General features: G+C 55.3%; 24 protein-coding genes. 14 read left to right on the forward strand and 10 right to left on the reverse strand.

Translation table 11 applies throughout. From position 1 onward, the window contains the following. The first annotated feature begins 260 nt into the window (after positions 1 to 260). From aroK to trpS, 7 genes are all read left to right on the forward strand, one after another. Positions 261 to 782, forward strand: a complete 522-nt coding sequence (gene aroK, locus ETG88_RS04630) for a shikimate kinase AroK (protein ID WP_010436374.1) — start codon at positions 261 to 263, stop codon at positions 780 to 782. A gap of 57 nt (positions 783 to 839) precedes the next feature. After that, positions 840 to 1,928, forward strand: coding sequence for a 3-dehydroquinate synthase (gene aroB / locus ETG88_RS04635; RefSeq protein ID WP_129034790.1), 1,089 nt, complete (start codon positions 840 to 842; stop codon positions 1,926 to 1,928). A 92-nt stretch (positions 1,929 to 2,020) separates the two neighbouring features. Next, positions 2,021 to 3,307, forward strand: a complete 1,287-nt coding sequence (damX, locus tag ETG88_RS04640) for a cell division protein DamX (protein ID WP_129034791.1) — start codon at positions 2,021 to 2,023, stop codon at positions 3,305 to 3,307. Between the two features lie 67 nt (positions 3,308 to 3,374). After that, the gene (dam, locus tag ETG88_RS04645) at positions 3,375 to 4,190 is read left to right on the forward strand and encodes an adenine-specific DNA-methyltransferase (RefSeq protein WP_102105340.1); all 816 of its coding nucleotides are present in this window, start codon (positions 3,375 to 3,377) and stop codon (positions 4,188 to 4,190) included. A gap of 41 nt (positions 4,191 to 4,231) precedes the next feature. Continuing rightward, a complete protein-coding gene (gene rpe / locus ETG88_RS04650; protein ID WP_100778613.1) occupies positions 4,232 to 4,909 on the forward strand; it encodes a ribulose-phosphate 3-epimerase in 678 nt (225 codons plus the stop codon). Continuing rightward, positions 4,902 to 5,663 (forward strand): phosphoglycolate phosphatase, encoded by a 762-nt coding sequence (gph, locus tag ETG88_RS04655; RefSeq protein WP_100778614.1) that lies wholly within the window; start codon positions 4,902 to 4,904, stop codon positions 5,661 to 5,663. The genes rpe and gph overlap by 8 nt, the downstream gene beginning before the upstream one ends. Continuing rightward, a complete protein-coding gene (gene trpS / locus ETG88_RS04660) occupies positions 5,656 to 6,660 on the forward strand; it encodes a tryptophan--tRNA ligase (RefSeq protein ID WP_129034792.1) in 1,005 nt (334 codons plus the stop codon). The genes gph and trpS overlap by 8 nt, the downstream gene beginning before the upstream one ends. A 118-nt stretch (positions 6,661 to 6,778) precedes the next feature. On the opposite strand, the gene ETG88_RS04665 is transcribed toward trpS, so the two are convergent. From ETG88_RS04665 to nirB, 4 genes are all read right to left on the reverse strand, one after another. Next, a complete protein-coding gene (locus ETG88_RS04665; protein WP_100778616.1) occupies positions 6,779 to 6,952 on the reverse strand; it encodes a YhfL family protein in 174 nt (57 codons plus the stop codon). A 153-nt stretch (positions 6,953 to 7,105) separates the two neighbouring features. Beyond that, the gene (gene cysG, locus ETG88_RS04670; protein WP_129034793.1) at positions 7,106 to 8,479 is read right to left on the reverse strand and encodes a siroheme synthase CysG; all 1,374 of its coding nucleotides are present in this window, start codon (positions 8,477 to 8,479) and stop codon (positions 7,106 to 7,108) included. A 152-nt stretch (positions 8,480 to 8,631) separates the two neighbouring features. Then, positions 8,632 to 8,958, reverse strand: coding sequence for a nitrite reductase small subunit NirD (gene nirD / locus ETG88_RS04675; protein ID WP_102105343.1), 327 nt, complete (start codon positions 8,956 to 8,958; stop codon positions 8,632 to 8,634). After that, positions 8,955 to 11,498 (reverse strand): nitrite reductase large subunit NirB, encoded by a 2,544-nt coding sequence (nirB, locus tag ETG88_RS04680; protein ID WP_129034794.1) that lies wholly within the window; start codon positions 11,496 to 11,498, stop codon positions 8,955 to 8,957. Before nirB ends, nirD begins: the two co-directional genes overlap by 4 nt. Positions 11,499 to 11,738: 240 nt before the next feature. Between nirB and ETG88_RS04685 the strand changes: the two genes are divergently transcribed. Then, positions 11,739 to 13,055 carry a cytosine deaminase gene (locus ETG88_RS04685; RefSeq protein WP_129034795.1) on the forward strand — a complete coding sequence of 439 codons (1,317 nt, stop codon included), beginning with the start codon at positions 11,739 to 11,741 and terminating at the stop codon, positions 13,053 to 13,055. A 3-nt stretch (positions 13,056 to 13,058) separates the two neighbouring features. Here the strand turns inward: ETG88_RS04685 and tsgA are convergent, their stop codons facing one another. Then, positions 13,059 to 14,243, reverse strand: a complete 1,185-nt coding sequence (tsgA, locus tag ETG88_RS04690) for an MFS transporter TsgA (protein ID WP_102105346.1) — start codon at positions 14,241 to 14,243, stop codon at positions 13,059 to 13,061. Between the two features lie 276 nt (positions 14,244 to 14,519). Here tsgA and ppiA point away from each other — a divergent pair, with 276 nt between their 5' ends. The 5 genes from ppiA (at position 14,520) to argD (ending at position 17,861) form a co-directional block, all read left to right on the forward strand. Beyond that, on the forward strand, positions 14,520 to 15,092 hold the full coding sequence (gene ppiA / locus ETG88_RS04695; RefSeq protein ID WP_095283699.1) for a peptidylprolyl isomerase A: 573 nt from the start codon (positions 14,520 to 14,522) through the stop codon (positions 15,090 to 15,092). 106 nt (positions 15,093 to 15,198) lie between these two features. Then, the gene (locus ETG88_RS04700) at positions 15,199 to 15,366 is read left to right on the forward strand and encodes a YhfG family protein (RefSeq protein WP_100778622.1); all 168 of its coding nucleotides are present in this window, start codon (positions 15,199 to 15,201) and stop codon (positions 15,364 to 15,366) included. Continuing rightward, a complete protein-coding gene (locus ETG88_RS04705) occupies positions 15,356 to 15,958 on the forward strand; it encodes a putative adenosine monophosphate-protein transferase Fic (protein WP_100778623.1) in 603 nt (200 codons plus the stop codon). The genes ETG88_RS04700 and ETG88_RS04705 overlap by 11 nt, the downstream gene beginning before the upstream one ends. A gap of 32 nt (positions 15,959 to 15,990) precedes the next feature. Further along, positions 15,991 to 16,554 carry an aminodeoxychorismate synthase component 2 gene (gene pabA / locus ETG88_RS04710; protein WP_129034796.1) on the forward strand — a complete coding sequence of 188 codons (564 nt, stop codon included), beginning with the start codon at positions 15,991 to 15,993 and terminating at the stop codon, positions 16,552 to 16,554. Between the two features lie 86 nt (positions 16,555 to 16,640). Continuing rightward, complete coding sequence (gene argD, locus ETG88_RS04715) at positions 16,641 to 17,861, forward strand: bifunctional acetylornithine/succinyldiaminopimelate transaminase (protein WP_129034797.1); 1,221 nt, start codon at positions 16,641 to 16,643, stop codon at positions 17,859 to 17,861. Positions 17,862 to 17,906: 45 nt separating this feature from the next. Here the strand turns inward: argD and ETG88_RS04720 are convergent, their stop codons facing one another. Continuing rightward, a complete protein-coding gene (locus tag ETG88_RS04720) occupies positions 17,907 to 19,994 on the reverse strand; it encodes a YccS/YhfK family putative transporter (protein ID WP_129034815.1) in 2,088 nt (695 codons plus the stop codon). Positions 19,995 to 20,052: 58 nt separating this feature from the next. Continuing rightward, entirely contained in the window at positions 20,053 to 20,685 is a 633-nt protein-coding gene (gene crp, locus ETG88_RS04725) for a cAMP-activated global transcriptional regulator CRP (protein WP_000242758.1), read from the reverse strand. A gap of 306 nt (positions 20,686 to 20,991) precedes the next feature. Between crp and ETG88_RS04730 the strand changes: the two genes are divergently transcribed. Further along, a complete protein-coding gene (locus ETG88_RS04730) occupies positions 20,992 to 21,396 on the forward strand; it encodes an OsmC family protein (RefSeq protein ID WP_100780801.1) in 405 nt (134 codons plus the stop codon). Between the two features lie 83 nt (positions 21,397 to 21,479). Here the strand turns inward: ETG88_RS04730 and ETG88_RS04735 are convergent, their stop codons facing one another. From ETG88_RS04735 to ETG88_RS04745, 3 genes are read right to left on the reverse strand one after another with little or no spacing between them, the layout of a single operon-like run. Continuing rightward, entirely contained in the window at positions 21,480 to 22,349 is an 870-nt protein-coding gene (locus tag ETG88_RS04735; protein WP_100778627.1) for a phosphoribulokinase, read from the reverse strand. 30 nt (positions 22,350 to 22,379) lie between these two features. Further along, complete coding sequence (locus ETG88_RS04740) at positions 22,380 to 22,598, reverse strand: YheU family protein (RefSeq protein ID WP_095283693.1); 219 nt, start codon at positions 22,596 to 22,598, stop codon at positions 22,380 to 22,382. After that, complete coding sequence (locus tag ETG88_RS04745; RefSeq protein ID WP_129034798.1) at positions 22,595 to 23,617, reverse strand: hydrolase; 1,023 nt, start codon at positions 23,615 to 23,617, stop codon at positions 22,595 to 22,597. The genes ETG88_RS04740 and ETG88_RS04745 overlap by 4 nt, the downstream gene beginning before the upstream one ends. Between the last annotated feature and the right edge of the window lie 172 nt (positions 23,618 to 23,789).

Here is a 23,789-nt window from a genome sequence, read left to right on the forward strand (position 1 = left end):
TTGCAGATGTTTGACGTGGGGCATGAATTAGCATACAAGGAGTACCGATTTGAGTTTCAGCTTCTCCTAATCTTACCTCTTGTTGCTTTAAGCATCTGGCGTGGTGATTTAATCAGTTGCCAAACAAGCAGGACTACTGAGATAATTTTTAGTCTGACTCTCGCACTATCGCATATGAGGTTTCAGTTCATGTCCTGCTACGCTGAGTGTCTGCGAAGCGGGGATTACCATTAACGAATAGTCTTAGTAGTACCGAAAAAATGGCAGAGAAACGCAATATCTTTCTGGTTGGGCCTATGGGTGCCGGCAAAAGCACTATTGGGCGCCAGTTGGCTCAACAACTCAATATGGAATTTTACGATTCTGATCAAGAGATTGAGAAACGAACCGGAGCTGATGTGGGCTGGGTCTTCGATGTAGAAGGCGAAGAAGGTTTCCGTGACCGTGAAGAAAAAGTTATCAATGAACTTACGGAAAAACAGGGCATCGTGCTGGCAACGGGCGGTGGTTCTGTAAAATCTCGCGAAACTCGTAACCGTCTCTCCGCCCGCGGCGTTGTGGTCTATCTTGAGACGACCATCGAAAAACAGCTGGCACGGACGCAGCGCGATAAAAAGCGCCCGTTACTGCAAGTTGAAACGCCTCCACGTGAAGTTCTGGAAGCATTGGCCGGTGAGCGCAATCCACTGTACGAAGAGATTGCTGATGTAACCATTCGTACCGACGATCAGAGCGCTAAAGTGGTTGCAAACCAGATTATTCATATGCTGGAAAGCAACTGATTCTGGCTTTATATACACTCGCCCACGGGTATAAGCATTTAAGGTGGATGTCGCGTCATGGAGAGGATTACAGTTACTCTCGGGGAACGTAGTTACCCTATCACCATCGCGGCTGGCTTGTTTAACGATCCAGCTTCCTTCTTACCACTGAAAGCGGGTGATCAGGCAATGCTGGTCACCAACGAGACTCTGGCTCCGCTTTATCTCGACAAGATTCGTCATCTGCTGGAACAGGCAGGCGTGAAGGTCGACAGTGTGATTCTGCCTGATGGCGAGCAGTATAAAAGCCTGGCGGTACTCGATACCGTCTTCACCGCATTACTGCAAAAACCGCATGGTCGCGATACGACACTACTTGCCCTGGGCGGTGGTGTTGTTGGCGATCTGACGGGGTTTGCTGCGGCAAGTTATCAACGTGGTGTTCGTTTTATTCAAATTCCTACCACGTTACTCTCGCAAGTCGACTCCTCAGTTGGCGGCAAAACGGCCGTCAATCATCCGCTTGGCAAAAACATGATTGGCGCGTTCTACCAGCCTGCTTCGGTGGTGGTGGATCTCGACTGTCTGAAAACTCTGCCTAAACGCGAACTGGCGTCAGGCCTTGCTGAAGTGATCAAATACGGCATTATTCTTGACGGTGAGTTCTTCACCTGGCTGGAAGAGAACATGGATGCGCTGCTTAACCTTGACGGTCAAGCGCTGGCGTATTGCATCCGCCGTTGTTGTGAGCTGAAAGCAGAAGTCGTTGCAGCGGACGAGCGGGAAACCGGCTTACGTGCTTTACTGAATCTGGGGCATACGTACGGTCACGCGATTGAAGCCGAAATGGGCTACGGTAACTGGCTTCATGGTGAAGCGGTTGCTGCAGGCATGGTAATGGCTGCTCGCACCTCCGAACGTCTGGGTCAGTTCACGAAAGAAGAGACTCAACGCATCATCACGCTGCTGGAGCGCGCGGATTTACCGGTGACGGGACCACGCGAGATGTCTTCGCAAGCGTATTTACCCCACATGATGCGTGATAAAAAAGTATTGGCTGGCGAGATGCGTTTAGTCCTCCCGCTGGCAATAGGGAAGAGTGAAGTGCGCGGCGGAGTGTCGCACGAAGTGGTTCTTGGCGCGATTGCTGATTGCCAGCAGGCGTAACAACTAGAAAGGTCTGGCTACTGTTAAAGGTGGCTATTTAGATTCAGGTGCAATGCAACGTCGTAAGCATGAGCCTTTGAGTGGGGTGTTAAATGGATGAATTCAAACCAGAAGACGAGCTGAAACCCGATCCCAGCGATCGTCGTACTGGTCGTTCTCGTCAATCTTCAGAACGTGATAACGAGCCGCAAATCAACTTTGACGATGTTGATTTGGATGCAGACGATCGTCGTCCGTCACGCAGCCGCAATGCGCGTGATGAGCGAGAAGAAGAAGAGGGTTATGAGTCCGAAGAAGATTCAATGGACGAAGAGCCTGTAGAGCGTCGCCCACGCAAACGTAAAGCGGCAGCCAAAAAACCGGCTTCCCGCCAGTACATCATGATGGGCCTTGGCGTGTTTGTCCTGCTGCTGCTGATTATCGGCATCGGCTCCGCGCTGAAAGCACCGTCAACGGATTCCACTGAGCAGACGCCTTCTGCCGAAAAGAGCATTAATCTTTCGGGGAATGACACTGCCGATCAGGCCAATGGTGCGCAGCCTGCGCCTGGCACAACATCTGCTGAGCAGACTGCAACTGCAAATGCGACGCAGGATGTTTCTCTGCCGCCTGTCTCCTCAACGCCAACTCAGGGTCAAACGCCTGCTACGCCAGAAGGCCAGCAGCGTGTAGAAGTTCAGGGCGATCTGAATAACGCACTGACCCAACCGCAGAGTCAGGATCAGGTGAACAACGTAGTGGCTAACTCTACGCTGCCAACCGAGCCTGCGACGGTAGCACCGATTCGTGGTGGCGCGGCTCAACCGCAAACCGCAGCAACGGAAACCAAACCGCGTCAGACTCAGACCCAGGCTGCGCCTCGACCAGAGCGCAAACAGGCTGTCATTGAGCCGAAGCGTGAAACCAAACCGCAGACGGTTGCGAAAGCGCCAGAAGCGAAACCTGTTGCACAGCCTAAGCAGACCGAAACCGCAGCTGTGAAAGCGCCTGCTGCGACAACGACTGCACCGAAGGCCACGACCTCAACGCCAGCAGCCACGCCTGCGCCAGCCGCGACGGCAACGGCCAGCGCTGCAGCCACGGGTAAATCTACGGGCAACGTGGGTTCGCTGAAATCAGCGCCTTCCAGCAACTACACGCTTCAGTTGAGCAGCTCTTCCAGCTACGACAATCTGAACGGCTGGGCGAAGAAATCGAATCTGAAAAACTATGTGGTTTATCAGACGACCCGCAACGGACAACCCTGGTATGTGCTGGTGAGCGGTGTGTACGCGTCTAAAGACGAAGCGAAACGCGCAGTCTCCGCGTTACCTGCGGATGTTCAGGCGAAAAACCCGTGGGCGAAACCGATTCATCAGGTTCAGGCTGATTTGAAGTAATGGTTAAAGCGCAGGATGCTGTCGGAGCTTTTTCCACAGCCGGAGAAGGTGTAATTAGTTAGTCAGCATGAAAAAAAATCGCGCTTTTCTAAAATGGGCAGGGGGGAAATACCCCCTGCTCGACGATATTAATAAACATCTGCCGAAAGGCGAGTGTCTTATCGAGCCCTTCGTGGGTGCCGGGTCGGTGTTCCTGAACACCGACTTTTCTCGCTATATCCTTGCGGATATAAACAGCGATCTCATTACCCTCTACAACATCGTTAAAACTCAGACAGATGAGTATATCGATGCGGCGCGTCAACTCTTTACCCCAGAGAACAACAACCCGGACGCCTACTATCAGTACCGCGCCGAGTTCAACCAGAGCACGGATGCGTTCCGTCGCGCGCAGTTGTTCTTGTATCTGAACCGTCATGGCTACAATGGCCTGTGCCGGTACAACCTGAAGGGTGAATTTAACGTGCCGTTTGGCCGCTACAAGCGTCCCTACTTCCCGCTGGCCGAGCTGCAGCATTTTGCCGAAAAGGCACAGAAAGCGGAGTTCCATTGCATCTCGTATGAAGAGTGTATGGAAATGGCGAACGCGGACTCCGTGGTTTATTGCGATCCGCCTTACGCCCCGCTCTCGGCCACGGCGAATTTTACCGCCTATCACACCAACAGCTTCAGCCCGAAAGAGCAGGCTCATCTGGCTGAAATGGCGGAAAAGCTGGTCAGTAAGCAAATCACGGTGTTAATTTCGAACCATGACACGCCTGATACTCGCGAGTGGTACAAAGCGGCGAACGATCGTATTCAGCTTAAAGTGCGGCGCAGTATCAGCAGCAACGGTGGCACACGTAAAAAGGTGGACGAACTGCTGGCTCTTTATCGACCCTGAGCCGTTTCGCCCGCCGGTAACTACATTTCAAGGAGATGCGGATGAAACAGTTTTTGATTGCTCCCTCAATTCTGTCAGCCGATTTCGCCCGCCTGGGTGAAGATACGGCCAACGCCTTAGCCGCCGGTGCGGATGTGGTCCATTTCGACGTTATGGACAACCACTACGTGCCGAACCTGACCATTGGCCCGATGGTTCTGAAAGCGCTGCGTAACTACGGCATCACCGCCCCGATTGACGTTCACCTGATGGTGAAACCGGTCGATCGCATTGTGCCGGATTTTGCCGCCGCAGGGGCCAGCATCATTACCTTCCATCCCGAAGCCTCCGAGCATGTCGATCGCACGCTGCAGCTGATTAAAGAAAACGGCTGCAAAGCGGGCCTGGTGTTTAACCCGGCAACCCCGCTCAGCTACCTTGATTACGTCATGGATAAGCTGGATGTGATCCTGCTGATGTCCGTTAACCCAGGCTTTGGCGGCCAGTCCTTTATCCCGCAAACGCTGGATAAACTGCGCGAAGTGCGCCGTCGTATTGATGAGTCTGGCTATGATATCCGCCTGGAAGTGGACGGCGGCGTGAAGGTCAACAACATCGGCGAAATCGCGGCGGCGGGTGCGGATATGTTCGTTGCCGGCTCGGCGATTTTCGACCAACCGGATTACAAAAAAGTCATTGAAGAAATGCGCGCTGAACTGGCAAAGGTAAGTCATGGATAAGTTGAAGGCAATTCGGGGCGTCGCGTTCGACCTCGATGGCACGCTGGTCGACAGCGCACCAGGTTTAACCAGCGCCGTGGATCAGGCGCTCTATGCGCTCGAGCTGCCGATGGCAGGCGAAGATCGCGTAGTAACCTGGATCGGTAACGGCGCAGACGTGCTGATGGAACGTGCCCTGACATGGGCGCGCCAGGAGCGTGCGATTCAGCGTGCCGCGCAGGGTAAACCCGGCGTTGATCACTCGGATATCCCCCAAGACGAACAGTTACGCGTCCTGCGTAAACTCTTCAATCGTTACTATGAAGAGACGGTGGAAGAGGGCAGCTTCCTGTTCCCGGACGTGGTGGAAACCCTTAGCGCGCTGCATTCTAACGGCCTGCCGCTGGCGCTGGTGACCAACAAGCCGACGCCGTTTGTCGCTCCGCTGCTTGAAGCGCTGGGCATCGCGAAGTATTTCTCCGTGATCGTCGGCGGTGATGACGTACAAAACAAAAAGCCACATCCTGAGCCGATATTACTGGTGGCAGGAAAACTGTCGTTATCGCCTGAACAGCTGCTCTTTGTCGGCGATTCGCGCAATGATATTCTGGCGGCCAAATCGGCAGGATCCCCCTCTGTCGGCCTAACCTATGGCTACAACTACGGTGAAGCCATTACGCTGAGTGAGCCGGACGTGGTGTTCGATCACTTCAAAGATTTACTGCCCGCACTCGGGCTTTCACACAGTGAACATCAGGAATCGAAAAATGACTAAGCCCATCGTATTTAGTGGCGCACAGCCTTCAGGTGAATTGACCATTGGTAACTACATGGGTGCGTTACGTCAGTGGGTCAACATGCAGGATGATTATCACTGCATCTACTGCATCGTGGATTTACACGCGATTACCGCGCGTCAGGATCCAGAAAAACTGCGTAAAGCGACGCTGGATACGCTGGCGATGTACCTGGCCTGTGGCATCGATCCTGAGAAAAGCACCATCTTCGTGCAGTCTCACGTGCCAGAACACGCACAGCTCGGCTGGGCGCTGAACTGCTACACCTATTTCGGTGAACTGAGCCGCATGACCCAGTTCAAAGACAAATCTGCGCGCTACTCCGAAAACATTAACGCCGGTCTGTTTGACTATCCGGTGCTGATGGCAGCAGATATTCTGCTGTACCAGACTAACCAGGTCCCGGTCGGTGAAGACCAGAAACAGCATCTGGAGCTTAGCCGTGATATCGCCCAGCGCTTCAATGCCATTTATGGTGATGTCTTCAAAGTACCAGAGCCGTTCATTCCGAAATCCGGCGCGCGCGTGATGTCTCTGCTTGAGCCGACCAAGAAGATGTCCAAGTCCGACGATAACCGCAATAACGTGATCGGCCTGCTGGAAGATCCGAAAGCGGTGGTTAAGAAGCTTAAGCGTGCAGTGACCGACTCCGACGAGCCGCCTGTTGTTCGCTACGACGTGCAGAACAAAGCGGGCGTATCAAACCTGCTGGATATTCTCTCCGGGGTGACCGGTCAGAGCATCCCTGAGCTTGAGCAGCATTTCGAAGGCAAAATGTATGGTCACCTGAAAGGGGAAGTGGCTGAGGCGGTTTCCGGCATGCTGACTGACCTGCAGGAGCGTTATCACCGTTTCCGCAACGACGAAGCGTTCCTGAACAACGTGATGCGCGACGGTGCTGACAAAGCCAGCGCCCGTGCGTCTGAAACCCTGAAAGCGGTGTATGACGCGATTGGGTTTGTGGGTAAGCCGTAAGCCGTTGCCGGGTGGTTTGACGTAGACCGGGAAAGCGCGAGCGCTACCCGGCGAAGCAACCGCTCTGCACCCATAAAAAAACCGGGATATTCCCGGTTTTTTTGTGCCTGAAAAAGACTTACGGCTGTTCTGCCGCCGGGCCGCAGCCGCCGATCATTTTCGAAATCGAGATCGCAGGGTGCAGGAAGTAATCATAGCCGCAGTTGTTTTTGGTGTTTTGTACGTGACCCGTACACGCCGTCAGGGTAGATAACAAGCCAACTAACACAGCCGCTTTTGCCAGTTTAAACATACACTTTCCTTGTAATGGAGCCGTACTTTTGGATGTAAAATGAGGGAATTAATGTAAAAGATTCCATTTCGCAGGCGGTATGTTATCGGCAGGTGCCAGGCGGGAGTAGTCCGGTTAAAGACTACTCCCTGAAGTGTGAATATGCGGGGGTGATTAATGGTTAGAGAACCAGTTCAGCTTTTCGCGCAGTTCGACCACGCGGCCGACAACGATCAGCGCCGGGCTTTCCACCTGCTGCGCCAGTTCACCCAGTTGAGTCAGAACGCCGCTCACCACGCGTTGCGTAATGGCAGTACCGTTTTCCACCAGCGCCACCGGCATATCCTCCGGCATACCGTGTTCCAGCAGTTTTTCCTGAATAGTGGCCGCCTGGTTTAGCCCCATGTAGAACACCAGCGTCTGTTTCTCTGCGGCCAGGTTATGCCAGTCCAGCTCGCTGCCAGTTTTCAGGTGGCCCGTCACCAGGCGCACGCTCTGGGCGTAATCGCGATGAGTCAGCGGAATACCGGAGTAGGCCGAGCAGCCAGACGCTGCCGTAATTCCCGGTACAACCGAGAACGGAATACCCGCATTGCAGAGCGTTTCTAGCTCTTCACCGCCGCGGCCAAAGATAAACGGATCGCCGCCCTTCAGGCGCACCACGCGTTTTCCTTTTTGCGCTTCGCGCAGCAGAATCTGGTTAATCTCTTCCTGCGGCACGCAGTGATACCCGGCGCGTTTACCCACGAATACCCGGTCAGCGTCGCGGCGCACCAGATTCATGATGTCATCAGAGACCAGACGATCGTAAACCACGATATCCGCCTGCTGGATCTGCTGCAGCCCTTTCAGGGTCAATAGCCCCGCGTCACCCGGCCCTGCGCCAACCAGCACCACTTCACCGCGATGGTCCAGCGGCTCGGTCAGCAGGCGTTCGGTGGTCTCGGTAATGGCTTTCTGATCCTGATTCGCCAGCGACTGCGCCAGGCGATCGTTTACAAAGAATTTTTCCCAGAAGCGACGGCGCTCGCCAACGGTGGCGAAGGTTTTCTTCACTCGCGAGCGGAGTTGCCCCGCGTAGTGCGCCACCTGACCAAGATGCTGAGGCAGTATCGCTTCCAGTTTCTCACGCAGCAAACGCGCCAGCACCGGAGAGGTGCCGCCGGACGACACCGCCACCATCAGCGGCGAGCGGTCGATAATCGACGGCATAATAAAACTGGCTTCTTTTGGCGCGTCGACCACATTGCAGAAAATACGGCGGGTTTCACAGGCGTCGCTGACGCGCTGGTTCACTTCGTCGTTATCTGTAGCGGCAATGGTCAGCCAGCAGGTGTCGAGCAGCGCTTCGTCGAATTCGCCTTCGACCAGTGTCAGCATGCCTTCCTGCGCCCATACGTTAAACTGCGGGTCAAAGGCGAGGGCATTCACCGTCAGTCGGGCACCCGCTTCTAACAGGAGACGCGCTTTGCGTTCAGCGACATCGCCACCGCCCACCAGCAGGCAGTCGCGATGGCGTAATTGACAGAAAATCGGCAGGTGATCCACGACATTACCTCTTAAGAGTGGGCTTTCGCCTGAACAGTTGCGATGGTTTACGGAGTCGGATGCTCCGCTTTGCGAGTAGCATACCCGTAACGACAAGCGTCATACAGAAAACATGTGAAACGCACGGGAGGCATTGCGCCTCCCGTTCTGGTTTAGCCTTTCAGCTGCACATTGCCGTCTTTAACGCGGACGTCGTAGTGCTTCACAGAGTGACTTTCATCTTCCATACAGTGCCCGTCCGTTAAGCGGAAACGCTGTTTTTTCAGCGGGCTGGCGACCCACAGCTCGCCCTGGTGTTCAGCAATCAGGCCGCGAGACAACACGCTGGCCTCAAAGAACGGATCGATATTGCTGATCGCGAAGAGCTGTTCATCGTGGCGCGGGCGGAAGATCGCCACATGCTCGTTGCCCAGCAGCGCACAGACGCCGGTTGCCGGAATGATGTCGTCGATTTTGCAGATGTTTACCCACTGGCTCATACGTTTTCCTCCACCAGAGTCACCGGAATGCGCTCGTATGGCGTTGCCGGACGGTGCTGCTCGCGCTCAGGAACAACCTGTACGTTCGGATCGCGCTGGGTGCTGTTGATAAAGTGTTTGAAGCGAACCTGCGCGGCTGGCGTGTTGACGGTTTCTGTCCACTCGCAAATGACGGCCTCGCGCAGGCGGGAAATCTCTTCTTCCAGATGCTCGTTCAGGCCAAGTTTATCGTCGATGATCACCGATTTCAGATATTCGATGCCGCCTTCCAGGTTATCGAGCCAGGAGGCGGTACGGGTCAGTTTGTCGGCGGTACGAATGTAGAACATCATGAAGCGGTCGAGATACTTGAGCAGGGTTTCGCGATCGAGATCGGCCGCCAGCAGGTCGGCGTGACGCGGCTTCATCCCGCCGTTACCGCATACGTACAGGTTCCAGCCTTTTTCGGTGGCGATAATCCCCACGTCTTTACCCTGCGCTTCCGCACATTCGCGGGTACAGCCGGAGACGCCAAACTTCATTTTGTGTGGGGTACGGATGCCTTTGTAGCGGTTTTCCAGCTCAACGCCAAAGCCCACGCTATCGCCCACGCCGTAACGGCACCAGGTGCTGCCGACGCAGGTTTTCGCCATACGCAGCGCTTTGGCATACGCGTGACCGGTTTCGAAGCCCGCTTCGATCAACTGACGCCAGATTTCCGGCAGGTCATCTTTCTGCGCGCCAAACAGGCCGATACGCTGGGAACCGGTGATTTTGGTGTACAGATTAAATTCGCGCGCCACGCGGCCCACCGCCACCAGCCCTTCCGGGGTGATTTCGCCACCGGCGGAACGTGGGATCACGGAGTAGGTCCCGTCTTTCTGAATGTTCGCCAGGAAGTTGTCGTTGGTGTCCTGCAGCGGCGTGTGCTCTGGCTTCAGGATGTATTCATTCCAGCAGGAGGCCAGCAGTGAACCGACGGTCGGTTTACAGACTTCGCAGCCGTAGCCCTGACCGTGTTTTTGCAGCAGTTCGTCGAAGGTTTTGATGCCTTCCACGCGGATCAGGTGGTAAATCTCCTGGCGTGAGTAAGAGAAGTGCTCACACAGGTTGTTGTTCACTTCGATGCCCTGTTTCGCCAGTTCGGCGTTCAGCACCTGGGTGACCAGCGGAATACAGCCGCCGCAGCCGGTACCGGCTTTGGTTTCGGCTTTCAGGGCGGCGACGGTGTGGTAGCCTTTGTTGATCGCCGAAATCAGCATGCCTTTGGTCACGTCGAAGCAGGAGCAAATCTGCGCGCTGTCGGGCAGTTTATCCACGCCGATAGAAGGTTTACCGTTGGAGGCGTGAGCCGGCAGGATCAGCGCGTCCGGGTTTTCCGGCAGTTCGATGGCGTTCAGGACCAGCTGCAGCAGATTACCGAAATCGCTGGTATCCCCCACCAGCACCGCACCCAGCAGGTTTTTGTTGTCCTGGCTGACGATCAGGCGTTTGTAGACCTCTTTGCTTTCGTCGAGGTAAACGTAGCTGCGACAGCCTGGTGTGCGACCGTGCGCATCGCCGATCCCGCCGACGTCCACGCCGAGCAGTTTCAGCTTGGCGCTCATGTCCGCGCCGGTGAAGGCATTTTCGTTACCGAGAATATGGTCAACGGCGACCTGCGCCATTTTGTAGCCAGGAGCTACCAGACCATACACGCGGTTGTTCCAGCTGGCGCATTCGCCGATGGCGTAAATGTCCGGGTCGGAGGTCTGACAGGCGTCGTTAATCATGATCCCGCCGCGCTGAGCCACGGCCAGACCGCACTGGGTCGCCATTTTATCGCGCGGGCGGATACCGGTGGAGAAGACGATGAAGTCGACTTCCAGCTCGCTGCCGTCGGCAAAGCGCATGGTTTTACGCGCTTCGGTGCCTTCCTGAACGATCTCTTTGGTATTTTTGCTGGTGTGAACTTTCACACCCATGCTTTCGATTTTACGGCGCAGCTGATCGCCACCCATGTGGTCGAGTTGTTCAGCCATCAGCATCGGGGCAAATTCGATGACGTGGGTTTCGACCCCCAGGTTTTTCAGCGCGCCTGCCGCTTCGAGGCCCAGCAGACCGCCGCCGACTACCGCACCGCGTTTACTGCGGCGTGCACAGGATTCGATCGCTTTGAGGTCTTCAATGGTACGATAAACGAAGCAATCCTGCGTTTCCGAGCCTTTGATTGGCGGGATCCACGGGTAAGAGCCAGTCGCCATGATCAACTTATCGTAAAAAACCGTGCGTCCGGCACTGGAGTGGATCACTTTTTCCTGGCGGTTGATGGTGATAGCGCGTTCGCCCACCAGCACCTTGACGCCATGCTTCTCGTAGAAACCTTCACGCACCAGCGAAAGTTCTTCCGCGGTGTGATGAGAGAAGTAGGAAGAGAGGTGTACACGATCGTATGCTTTGCGGGGTTCTTCACAGAAGACGGTAATATCGAACTGGGCAGCGTCAGCTTTATCAAGGAGATCCTCAATAAAGCGGTGGCCGACCATGCCGTTACCGATAATAGCGAGTCTGACTTTGCTCATTTTTGCCTCGATTTCTTTTCTATTACTGCCTACCTTAACGATTCAGCAGGGGCACTTATTGATGCAAATCAAATACGCCTTAACCTACCACTTAGTGGGTATATTCCTGATTTGTCAGGATTTTTATAAGTCATGGAAATAGCAAGCTTTTCGCGAGCGTCTAATTTATATACAAATTAGGGGGCTAATGATTACGATGACGTACCCCTTAATTTCAGCCGCATTTTTCGGGAGAAAGGTATGACGACAACACCGCTTTGGCTGGTTCAGAATGTTCGGTTACCTGGCCGGGAAGGGTTATGGCAAATCGGCATTGAGAATGGCCGTTTTGCAGAGATCACCCCGATGCGCGATGCTCATGACGAAAGTTATGAGGTGCTTAACGCTCGCGGTGGACTGGCGATTCCGCCGTTTATCGAGCCTCATATTCATCTGGATACGACGCAAACCGCCGGGGAACCGAGCTGGAACCAGTCGGGGACGCTGTTTGAAGGCATCGAACGCTGGGCCGAACGCAAGGCGCTGCTCAGCCATGACGATGTCAAAGCCCGCGCGTGGAAAACCCTGAAATGGCAAATCGCCAACGGTATCCAGTTCGTGCGCACCCATGTGGATGTCTCCGATCCGACTCTTACCGCCCTGAAAGCGATGCTGGAAGTGAAGCAGGAGGTGGCGCCGTGGGTTACGCTGCAAATCGTCGCATTCCCGCAGGAAGGCATTCTCTCTTATCCCAACGGCGCGGCGCTGCTGGAGGAAGCCTTGAAACTGGGGGCCGATGTGGTCGGGGCGATCCCGCACTTTGAATTTACCCGCGAGTACGGCGTGGAGTCCTTGCACATCGCCTTCGCGCTGGCGAAAAAATATGACCGCCCGCTGGATATCCACTGCGATGAGATCGACGATGAGCAGTCGCGCTTCGTCGAAACCGTCGCCATGCTGGCGTACGAGGCGGGCATTGGCCATCGCGTGACCGCCAGCCATACCACGGCGATGCACTCCTACAACGGCGCTTACACGTCGCGCCTGTTCCGCTTGCTGAAAATGTCAGACATCAACTTTGTCGCCAATCCGCTGGTGAATATCCATCTGCAAGGGCGTTTTGACGACTATCCGAAACGCCGCGGCATCACTCGCGTGAAAGAGCTGCTCGAGGCAGGAATTAACGTCTGCTTCGGTCATGATGACGTCTTTGATCCCTGGTATCCGCTGGGGACGGGCAATATGTTGCAGGTGCTGCACATGGGGCTGCATGTTTGCCAGATGATGGGCTATCCGCAAATCGACAGCGGGTTAAACCTGATCACGCACAACAGCGCCAGAACGTTTGGCCTGACGGATTACGGCATCGAAACGGGTCATCCGGCGAACCTGATTATTCTGCCTGCTGAGAGCGGTTTTGAAGCGGTGCGTTGCCAGGTGCCGGTGCGCTGGTCGATTCGTCAGGGACGGGTGATCGCCACCACACAGCTGGCGCAAACGTGGATACAAACCGATAGCGGGGGAGAGGAAGTGAGTTTTACCCGAAACAGCCCCTTCGCCGATGGCAAAGGGGCGTAGGCATTAGTGAGAAGCCGCTGCCGTGTTGTGCTGACGGTGGCGGGTGACAAAGCCCAGAATCAGACACATCACAAACACCACGGCGTACAGGCCGTTAGCCGTGTGCAGGGCTGCCAGCGGGCCACTGTGCGCCACAATAGGACCGGTCACCACGAAGGTCAGCATGGTGCCGATGGTGCCGCAGGTCAGCACAAAGTTCACCAGCTTCGGCGACGCCACTTTGGTTTGCAGGGAGCCAAGCGTAATGATTGAGGTGTAAATCGCGCTGGAGAAGAAACCGAGGGTCAGAATGAACCACGGCATATGCTCCGGCGAACCGTTGATGAACAGATACATCAGCACGGTTGCCAGGCCCGCCAGTACGGTCAGGATACGCTGCAGATCGAAGAAGCGCAGGATGAAGCTAAACGCCCACATGCCAAACATGTACGACATCCAGAAATCACTCACCAGTTTACCGGCGTCGTTCAGGCTCATGCCCAGCCCTTTGGCATATTCCGGCACCCACGAGATAAAGCCCAGCTGGCCGAGGATGTAGCACAGCGCGGCAATGGAGAGGAACAGCACGCCGATTCCCCATTTCTCTTTCACCACCGGCTCAGAGGTTTGCACCGCTTTTTTGCCCAGTACCGGGAAATCGCAGCCGAAGGTCAGAATAAAGATAGCGACGTACACCAGCCCGATGCAGGCATAAACCCAGTACCACTCGATGCTACGCGCCAGCAGAACGGCGGCCACCATTGGGAAGATCATCCCCGCCATGCTGAAGAACGAGTCGGTGAATAGCAGACGCGCGCCGCGCTGGCGGCCTTCATACATGTGGGTGATCAGGAAAGTCCCGATGGACATGGTGATCCCGCTGACCAGCCCGAGAACGAACATCGACGCCGAGAACAGGGCGATACTGTGGCTGACCATCAGGCCCGCCACGGCGGCGACCATCAGCACAAAGCCGAAGCGCAACTGAGTTTTCAGCGGCACGATTTCCATCAGCCAGGCGTTTAAAAAGATCGAAATCAGGATCCCGGCGTTCAGGAAGGTGAAGGTGTTACTCATGCTGGAAACAGGTAGCTGGAAATAATCGGCAATATTGCCCATTACCATCCCGGTGACGATCACCAGTGCGCCGGTGAGGGCGTACGAGAAGAAGCTGATCCATGTGAGCTTGATGCGGTTGCTGTTAGTCATGTCTGCCTTGTATATGTACGTAAAGCGCGTTGACGCGCGAAGTGCGGGCAGATTTTAGTCATTAAAGTGATCTATTTAAATCTTTTCTGAAAATTATGATCATCGTTACAGTATTTATCATGACGGAAATCACCTTTTTACCCGCTGGATTCAACTGTTTGCGCCGTTACAACTGTTTCAAATTCGTAAAATTAGGTAAAAGGCTGGCCTCCATCCATACTGCTCTTTAGAATCAAGCAACTTGCCTTATTTACCGCGCTTTTTTAAGGAATTCTCATGCTCAAATCAACTCTGGCGGCTGTCGCAGCTGTGTTTGCTCTTTCTGCTGTCTCTCCTGCTGTTCTCGCAGCGAAAGGCGACCCCCATGTTTTGCTGACAACGTCCGCCGGGAATATTGAGCTGGAACTGAATAGCCAGAAAGCTCCTGTTTCTGTGAAAAACTTCCTTGATTACGTCAATAGCGGTTTCTATAACAACACCACATTCCACCGTGTGATCCCGGGCTTCATGCTCCAGGGCGGCGGTTTTAACGAGCAGATGCAGCAGAAACAGCCTAACGCGCCGATCAAAAACGAAGCCGATAACGGCCTGCGTAACACCCGTGGCACCATCTCCATGGCACGTACTGCCGACAAAGACAGCGCGACCAGCCAGTTCTTCCTGAACGTTGCTGATAACGCCTTCCTCGATCACGGTCAGCGTGATTTTGGTTATGCGGTCTTCGGTAAAGTTGTGAAAGGCATGGACGTGGCGGACAAGATCTCTCAGGTGCAGACCCACGACGTCGGTCCATACCAGAATGTGCCGACAAAACCGGTAGTTATCCTCTCCGCAAAAGTGCTGCCGTAAGATTCTCCTCTGCGGGCATTCTCGCCCGCATTGCTTTCCCCTCCCTGCGAAAGCGCAGTTTGCTGCTTATACTTGTGGCAAACGGACACATTCAGGGAGGCGTTAAGTGAAAAAACTCACCGATAAGCAAAAATCCCGTCTCTGGGAGCAACAGCGAAATACCAATTTCCAGGCCAGCCGCCGTCTCGAAGGCGTCGATAGCCCGTTAGTCACGCTCAGTGCGCAGGACGCCGAGGTTCGTATCCAGGAACTCAGGAGGCACTATGAGCGATAAAATTGGTGACGACCGCGATCCGTACCTCTATCCCGGCCTGAATGTGATGCGTAATGCGCTCAGTATTCGTCAGGCGGAGCGTCTGGCACAGGCCTCCTACGAACTCACCGCCCTGCGCGCGGCCACGCTGCCTCTCGGCCCGCCGGCCCGCGGATTGCCGCATCTGTGCGCCATCCATCGCCACCTTTATCAGGATATTTTTAGCTGGGCGGGGGCAATTCGTGAGGTCGATATTTATCAGGGCGATACCCGTTTCTGCCATTTTGCCTACATCGAAAAAGAGGGCAACGCCCTGATGCAGGACCTGGAGGAGGAGCACTATCTGACCGGTCTTGAGCGCGAGGCGTTTATTGCCAGACTCAGCCACTACTACTGCGAGATTAACGTGCTGCACCCGTTTCGCATTGGCAACGGCATCGCGCAGCGCGTCTTCTTCGAGCAGCTGGCGATCCACGCGGGCTATCAGCTGAGCTGGCAGGGGATCGATCCGGATGAGTGGTCGGCGGCCAACCAGAGCGGGGCGATGGGCGATCTGACCGCGCTCAACGCCATCTTTGCCAAAGTAGTGAGCGAAGCGCGGGAAACTGAGTAGAATAGGGCGGCTATTTTTGTCCCGGAGCCGCCATGATCCTGCTGATTGATAACTACGATTCCTTTACCTGGAACCTTTACCAGTACTTTTGTGAACTGGGTGCAGAGGTCATTGTCCGGCGCAACGATGACATTACGCTGGCTGATATCGACGCACTGGCCCCGCAGAAAATCGTGATTTCACCAGGGCCGTGTACGCCTGACGAATCGGGTATTTCGCTGGAGGTCATCCGCCACTATTCCGGCAAACTGCCGATTCTGGGGGTTTGTCTCGGTCATCAGGCTATCGCGCAGGTGTTTGGTGCGACCATTGTTCGTGCCGAACGCGTGATGCACGGCAAAACCTCACCGGTCACCCACACCGGCGTGGGCGTGTTTCAGGGGCTGAATAACCCGCTGACGGTTACGCGCTACCACTCGCTGGTGATCGACCCGCCCACGCTTCCCGCGTGTTTTGACGTCACCGCCTGGAGCGACACCCGGCAGATCATGGGCATTCGCCATCGCGAGTGGGACCTCGAAGGGGTGCAGTTCCACCCGGAGAGCATTCTGAGCGAACAGGGCCACCAGCTTCTCGCCAATTTCCTCAATCGCTGAATTTTTATTGCCTTGTTGTGATTTTTTATGCATATTTTGTGATTATATTTTCACAATTAATGTGACATAAAACGGACGGGCATGACATGGCAACTGAACAACCTGCAATTACGCGCGCAACATTCGATGAAGTGATTCTGCCGGTTTATGCACCGGCGGAGTTTATCCCGGTGAAAGGGAAAGGCTGTCGGGTATGGGATCAACAGGGCAAAGAGTACGTTGATTTCGCGGGCGGCATTGCGGTGACGGCGCTGGGGCACTGCCATCCGGCGCTGGTTGAGGCGCTGAAAACCCAGGGGGAAACCCTGTGGCACACCAGCAACGTGTTCACCAACGAACCGGCGCTGCGCCTGGGCCGTAAGATCATTGATGCCACCTTTGCCGAGCGTGTGCTGTTCATGAACTCCGGCACCGAAGCCAATGAAACCGCCTTTAAGCTGGCGCGCTATTACGCTTCCACGCGTCACAGCCCATACAAAAGCAAGATTATTGCATTCCATAACGCCTTCCATGGCCGTTCGCTGTTCACCGTTTCCGTGGGCGGGCAGCCGAAATATTCCGACGGTTTTGGTCCAAAACCTGCTGATATTATCCACGTGCCGTTTAACGATCTGCATGCGGTCAAAGCGGTGATGGACGATCACACCTGCGCGGTGGTGGTGGAGCCGATCCAGGGCGAGGGCGGCGTGATGGCCGCGACGCCAGAATTCCTGAAAGGACTGCGCGAGCTATGCAATGAGCATCAGGCATTGCTGGTCTTTGATGAAGTGCAGAGCGGTATGGGCCGTACCGGCGATCTGTTTGCCTATATGCACTACGGCGTAACGCCAGATATCCTGACCAGCGCCAAAGCGCTCGGCGGCGGTTTCCCGGTGAGCGCCGTCCTGACGACGCAAGAGATCGCCTCGGCCTTCCACGTTGGCTCTCACGGCTCCACTTATGGCGGCAACCCGCTGGCGTGCGCGATCGCCGGGGCGGCGTTCGATATTATCAACACCCCGGAAGTGCTGAACGGCGTAAACGCGAAGCGTGAGCAGTTTGTGCAGCATCTCCAGCAGATCGACGCGCAGCACGACGTGTTCAGCGATATTCGTGGCATGGGGCTGTTGGTCGGTGCGGAACTGAAGCCGCAGTACAAAGGTCGCGCGCGCGATTTCCTCCACGCCGCTGCCCACGAAGGGTTGATGGTGTTGAATGCCGGGCCGGATGTGATGCGCTTTGCGCCTTCGCTAGTGATTGAAGGGCAGGATATCGATGACGGTATGAACCGCTTTGCCAGTGCAGTGAAGAAGATCGTTCAGGGCTAATGGAGTCGCGGCTACGTTTTGTTCCGACCTACGAAGCCGCAAACCTCACGACGTCTTACGGCGCATAATCCTCGTCAGCCAAATCCCGTGATGCGGACGCTGACGCCATGCCACCGACGAAATGGTGTGCATGGTGTTCAGATGTCCTATTACGCGCTGTAAATGCTGCTCCAGAGTGCTCATCGGCCCGTGGGTGAGCGTCTCTGGCGCTTCCAGAATGTTCGAGTCTCCCGACTCTCCCGGCGCGTCGTACTCCAGACGCTGCTGACAACGCTGCAATGCAATTTCACACGACTGCAAATAGCGCTGCGCCAGATCCGGCGTCAGCATCGTGTGCTCGCGCGCCAGGGTCGTCATCGCGTTAATGTGTTCGACGATGAACTGGCTGTGCGTCACCCACAGTTTCATATCTGCCAGATAGTCTGAATTAAAGCCCGGCTCCTGCATCGCCTGGTTGAGGGAGTTATACAGCGCGTTGTGCGCCTGGTTGACCTTCATGCGCTCGTACGCCAGCGGCGAAGGTTTGGGATCGTCGCTCAGGATCAGACGAATGGCCTGCTGGTCCGCTTCAAGGGCGTCGTGGGCGTTCTGGCGCAGCAGCCCGCTCTGCCACTGTGGCCACAGCCAGACCATGCCGCCAAAGGCGATCAGACAGCCAATCAATGTATCCACCAGCCGCGCCACGATAAACTGCTCGCCGTTCAGGGTCAGCAGTTGCAGGGTGTATACCGCCGTCACTGTAAACCCGACCATTGCCCAGCCGTAGTTTTTGCGGATGATCAGATAGCCGACCAGGGTAATGACCAGCATTCCCAGCAGGGTATAGCCGTCAGGAACATGGAAGTGCAGGGTGATCCCGGCAATCACCAGCCCGGCAAACGTCCCGAGCGCACGGTGCAGTATTCGCACGCGCGTCGCGCCATAGCCATTCTGGGTGACAAACAGCACGGTCATTAAAATCCAGTAGGGCTTGGGTAAGTGCAGCGCGACGCCCATCAGGCTGGCGATGCTCAGCATCACGCTGATGCGTGCGGCATTGCGCAGGGCGGAAGATTTCAGTGATAAATAGCTTTTCAGTGCCGGCAGCAGCGGCAGACGCTTTTGTTTATCGGCCATCAGGTCGCGCGGGTAGAGCGGGCGCTGAGTGCGCAGTACGCGTGCGATGCGACTAAAGTGCCACGCGCAGAACTGCCCAACCGGATTATCCGGATGCTGACGGGCAATTTTCTCCAGCGCGCCCAGCTGTTTATCCATCGTAAAACGCGTGGGATAACGGTGGTAAAGAATATCGTCAGCCAGCACCCGCAGGCGCGCCGCGACCGTCTGGGCATTCCAGCGGATCACCGCTTCGGCGTGGCTGCGTTCCACCAGTTTTTGCACCTCCTGCGGGTGATGCAGACTGACCGAAATATGCTCCTGCAGATCAAGCCCCACCTGGAAGACACGCAGCAGTCGCTTGTATTCATGGTTTTTATTGGCCGCCAGCATGTGCAGCTGCTGATAGCACTGGCTGATTAAGTCGACCACTTTTTGCTGGCGCGTAAGCAGCGGAGGCAATGATTTTTCCGGGTCCATGTGTTGCGTCAGCAGGGTGTATTTGGCTTCGCAATAGTCCGCGAGCTGGACGTAGAGCAGGCTCAGGGATTCGCGCAGGGGCTGCTCCCGCCACATCCAGAACCAGAACCAGTTAAACAGCCCGTACCACAGGGTACCGAACGTATAGATCAGCAGCGGCTCCCAGACGGGCATATTTCCGGCGAGGCTCAGCGTGAAAATCGCGGCAATCAGTGAGGCGGGCAGCAGGCGAGCGTGCAGCGAACTGATCTCCGCCGTGACGCCCAGCGTCATCGCCAGCACGGTCAGGATTAACGGCAGCGGGATATCACGGGCCAGCAGCAGCTGCACGGCCAGGCTACATCCGGCGAACAGGCAGCCGCCGATAATCAGGCGTTTGAAAAAGCGTTTATGCGGTGTATCGAGACCGGCGATGTTGCAGCAGGCAGGAACGAGAGAGAACAACAGCCCATGTTGCAGGTGGCCCAGGATTAAACCGACAGCCACGGGAAGACATAACACCAGAGTTTGACGTAGTGCGTAGTTAACTTCGGGGTGATAAATCAGCCTGCGCCACATGTTCGTCAGAGACAAAAACGGCGTGACACCTTGCGATGGCACGCCGTTCGTTCCGGAATTAACGCGTTCCGTAGACCACGATAGTTTTACCGTGAGCGGAGATCAGGTTTTGATCTTCCAGCATTTTCAGGATACGGCCAACGGTTTCACGAGAACAGCCGACGATCTGACCAATCTCCTGACGGGTAATTTTAATTTGCATACCGTCCGGGTGGGTCATGGCGTCAGGTTGTTTCGCCAGGTTCAGCAGGGTCTGCGCGATGCGGCCTGTTACGTCCAGGAAGGCGAGGTTACCCACTTTCTCGGAAGTGACCTGCAGGCGGCGAGCCATCTGCGAAGAAAGACGCATCAGGATGTCCGGGTTTACCTGGATCAGCTGGCGGAATTTCTTATAGGAGATCTCTGCAACTTCACACGCGGTTTTCGCACGCACCCAGGCGCTACGTTCCTGGCCTTCTTCAAACAGGCCCAGTTCACCGATGAAATCGCCCTGGTTCAGATAAGAAAGGATCATCTCTTTCCCTTCTTCATCTTTGATCAGCACTGCCACCGAGCCTTTGACGATGTAATACAACGTTTCCGCTTTTTCACCCTGGTGAATCAGCGTGCTCTTCGATGGGTACTTATGAATGTGGCAATGAGACAAGAACCATTCGAGAGTCGGGTCTGTTTGCGGTTTGCCAAGCACCATGCGCTGTTATCCTCTGTTATAAGCTGTCTCAGAGTCAAAATCGCATCCTGACTCTGGGGTTGCAATCGAATTCTTACCCGTACCTGGGAAGTGGCTGTCGCACTGTTCGCAGCCAGTAAAGTTTGATGTCCTCTGCATACATGTGTAACGTCAATGTATTACTGTAGCATCGAGACTGTTTTAGCATAGCTTTAGCCGCGTGTCTCCTGGTGTCTCGCTTCAGCATGATGCAGGTCGCCTTCCGTTGCGAGAATTGTAACGCACGCGTAATCTGTTCGGAAAAATGCAACTTTGGAGTTAATGAAAATGCAAGCGCGTGTGAAATGGGTTGAAGGTTTAACGTTCCTTGGCGAATCCGCTTCAGGACACCAGATTTTGATGGACGGCAACTCCGGAGATAAAGCGCCAAGCCCGATGGAAGTGGTGCTGATGGCGGCGGGCGGATGCAGCGCGATTGACGTGGTTTCCATTTTGCAGAAAGGCCGTCATGACGTGACGGACTGCGAAGTGAAGCTGACGTCTGAGCGTCGCGAAGAGGCGCCACGTCTCTTTACACACATCAACTTGCATTTTATCGTCACCGGTAAAGAGCTGAAGGATGCGGCGGTTTCCCGCGCGGTGGATCTGTCTGCGGAGAAGTACTGCTCTGTGGCGCTGATGCTGGAAAAAGCGGTGAACATTACGCATTCGTACGAAGTGATCGACGCTTAACACAATGCCCGGTAGCGCTACGCTTGCCGGGCCTGTCACCGCATGATTCAGCCGGATAGCGAAGCGCTTCCCGACGACTGAACTCAGGCGATCTTCTTGCCTTCCATCAGCCGTTGCACCAGCGGCATCATGATCAATTCCATCGCCAGCCCCATCTTCCCGCCCGGGACCACTAATGTATTGATATGGGAAATGAATGAACCCTGCAGCATCGCCAGCAGCCAGGGATAATCAATGTCTTCCAGATTGCGGAAGTGAATCACCACAAAACTCTCGTCCAGCGACGGAATTGTTTTCGCCGCAAACGGGTTAGAGGTGTCCACCGTCGGGACGCGCTGGAAGTTGATGTGGGTGCGCGAGAACTGCGGCGTCAGGAAGTTGATGTAATCTTCCATCGAGCGCACGACCGAATCCATCACCGCTTCACGCGAATGGCCGCGCTCGCTCATGTCACGGGTCAGCTTCTGAATCCACTCCAGATTGACAATCGGCACCACGCCGACCAGCAGATCCACGTGGCGCGCCACGTCGTGCTGCGGCGTTACCACGCCGCCGTGCAATCCTTCATAAAACAACACGTCCGTCGGCTCCGGCAGGGGCTGCCACGGCGTGAATGTGCCAGGAACCTGATTCCATGGCACCGCTTCATCGTAGGTGTGCAGATATTTACGCGACTGACCTTTTCCCGTGTGGCCATAGTCCTGAAAAGTTTGTTCCAGCAGGCCAAAGTCGTTGGCGTCTGGCCCGAAATAGCTGATGTGTTTACCTAAATCCCGGGCCTTGCGGATAGCCATGTCCATTTCAGGACGGGTGAAGCGATGAAAGCTATCGCCCTCAACCTCGGCAGCGCGCAGATTGAGCTGTGCGAAAATCTTGCGAAAAGCGAGGCTGGTGGTGGTGGTTCCCGCACCACTCGAACCCGTAACGGCAATAACCGGATGTCTGGCGGACATAGCAACTCCCTGACTGGAAAGATGGAACAATCAACCGCGAAACTGATTGCGCGGCATGATGTTGACGGTTTCGTGCAGTTCAGACCACACCAGCAACACCTCGCCACTCTGTAGCTGCCGTTTTACATCGGCGACCTTTTGTTCGAGCGAACGCTCATGTTCACCATAATCGGTGCCTTCGCGTAATACAAAGCTTTCAATCAGGCTATCCAGCGTTTCGGGAGCCAGATCCTGCCAGGGAATCATCATTTTACTCTCTCCAGAAATGGGGTTAACCAGTCAGGGATGCGCGATTCCAGCCACATTTTCGGGCGAAGCAACGTCCCGGTGATAAAGCCGACGTGGCCGCCGTGTTCGGTCAGCTGATACTGCACGTTTGCAGGCAGATGTTCCGGGGCCGGAATCGAGTGATGATCCATAAAGGGATCATCCTTCGCATGGATGATCAGCGTCGGTTTGGTGATCTGGTTCAGCAATGGCATCGCGCTACACTGACGATAGTAGTCGATCGCGTCGGCAAAGCCGTGGATCTTCGATGTGATCAGATCGTCAAACTCGCGAAGACGGCGCATCCGCTTCAGCTGTTGCAGGCTGATGGGCAGGGTGTCCGGATAGGCCTTTAGCTTACGCGCGGCGTTAGCTTTCAGCAGGTTGAGCAGATAGCGCTGATAGACCCGCGAAAAACCCTTTTCCATATGGTAGCTGCACTGCTCAAGCATGAACGGCGCGGAGACAATCACCGCCGCATCCAGCGGAACGTTATTGCTCTCTTTTGCCAGCAGGCAGGCGAGCATATTACCGCCCAGGGAGTAGCCTACGGCGGCCGTCGGCACGGTGCCGAAGGTATTGCTTAACCAGTGTAAAAACCAGGTGCCGTCTTCGGTTTCGCCAGAGTGATAAATTCGCTCACGGCGATTCGGCTCGCCGCTGCAGCCGCGAAAGTGCATCACGACGCCGAGCCAGCCGCGTGATTTTGCCGCGTGGATCAGCCCGTGGGCATAGGGGCTGTGCAGGCTCCCTTCCAGGCCATGAAACACCACCAGACGCGGTTTGTGCCTGGCCTGTTCGGGATCTTCGCTCCAGGCTAAATCCACGAAATCTCCGTCCGGCAGGTCGAGGCGCTGCCAGTGCGGCGTAAACTGCAGTTTTCGGCGCAAAATCCGCGGCAGCATGGTCTGCAGATGTGGGTTCGCCACACCCCGCATGGGGACGAATGCTGCGCTCTCATCGCTTGCGATGTCGAAATCTGATGGAATAATTTGAGTCATAACGATGCAATGTTAATTCTTGTCAGTCATTTACTATACCTTCCGAATTGTACCCTGTTTATAAAAACGAAGAGCGTTTACCTCCGATTCAGCCATTTCTGCCACCTCTGGCATTTTTTCGCGCGATGCGAACTGATCTCGATCACAAATCTTTACCTCGATTATTACTCTC

Source organism: Lelliottia nimipressuralis (genome assembly GCF_004115925.1).
Taxonomy (GTDB): domain Bacteria; phylum Pseudomonadota; class Gammaproteobacteria; order Enterobacterales; family Enterobacteriaceae; genus Enterobacter; species Enterobacter nimipressuralis.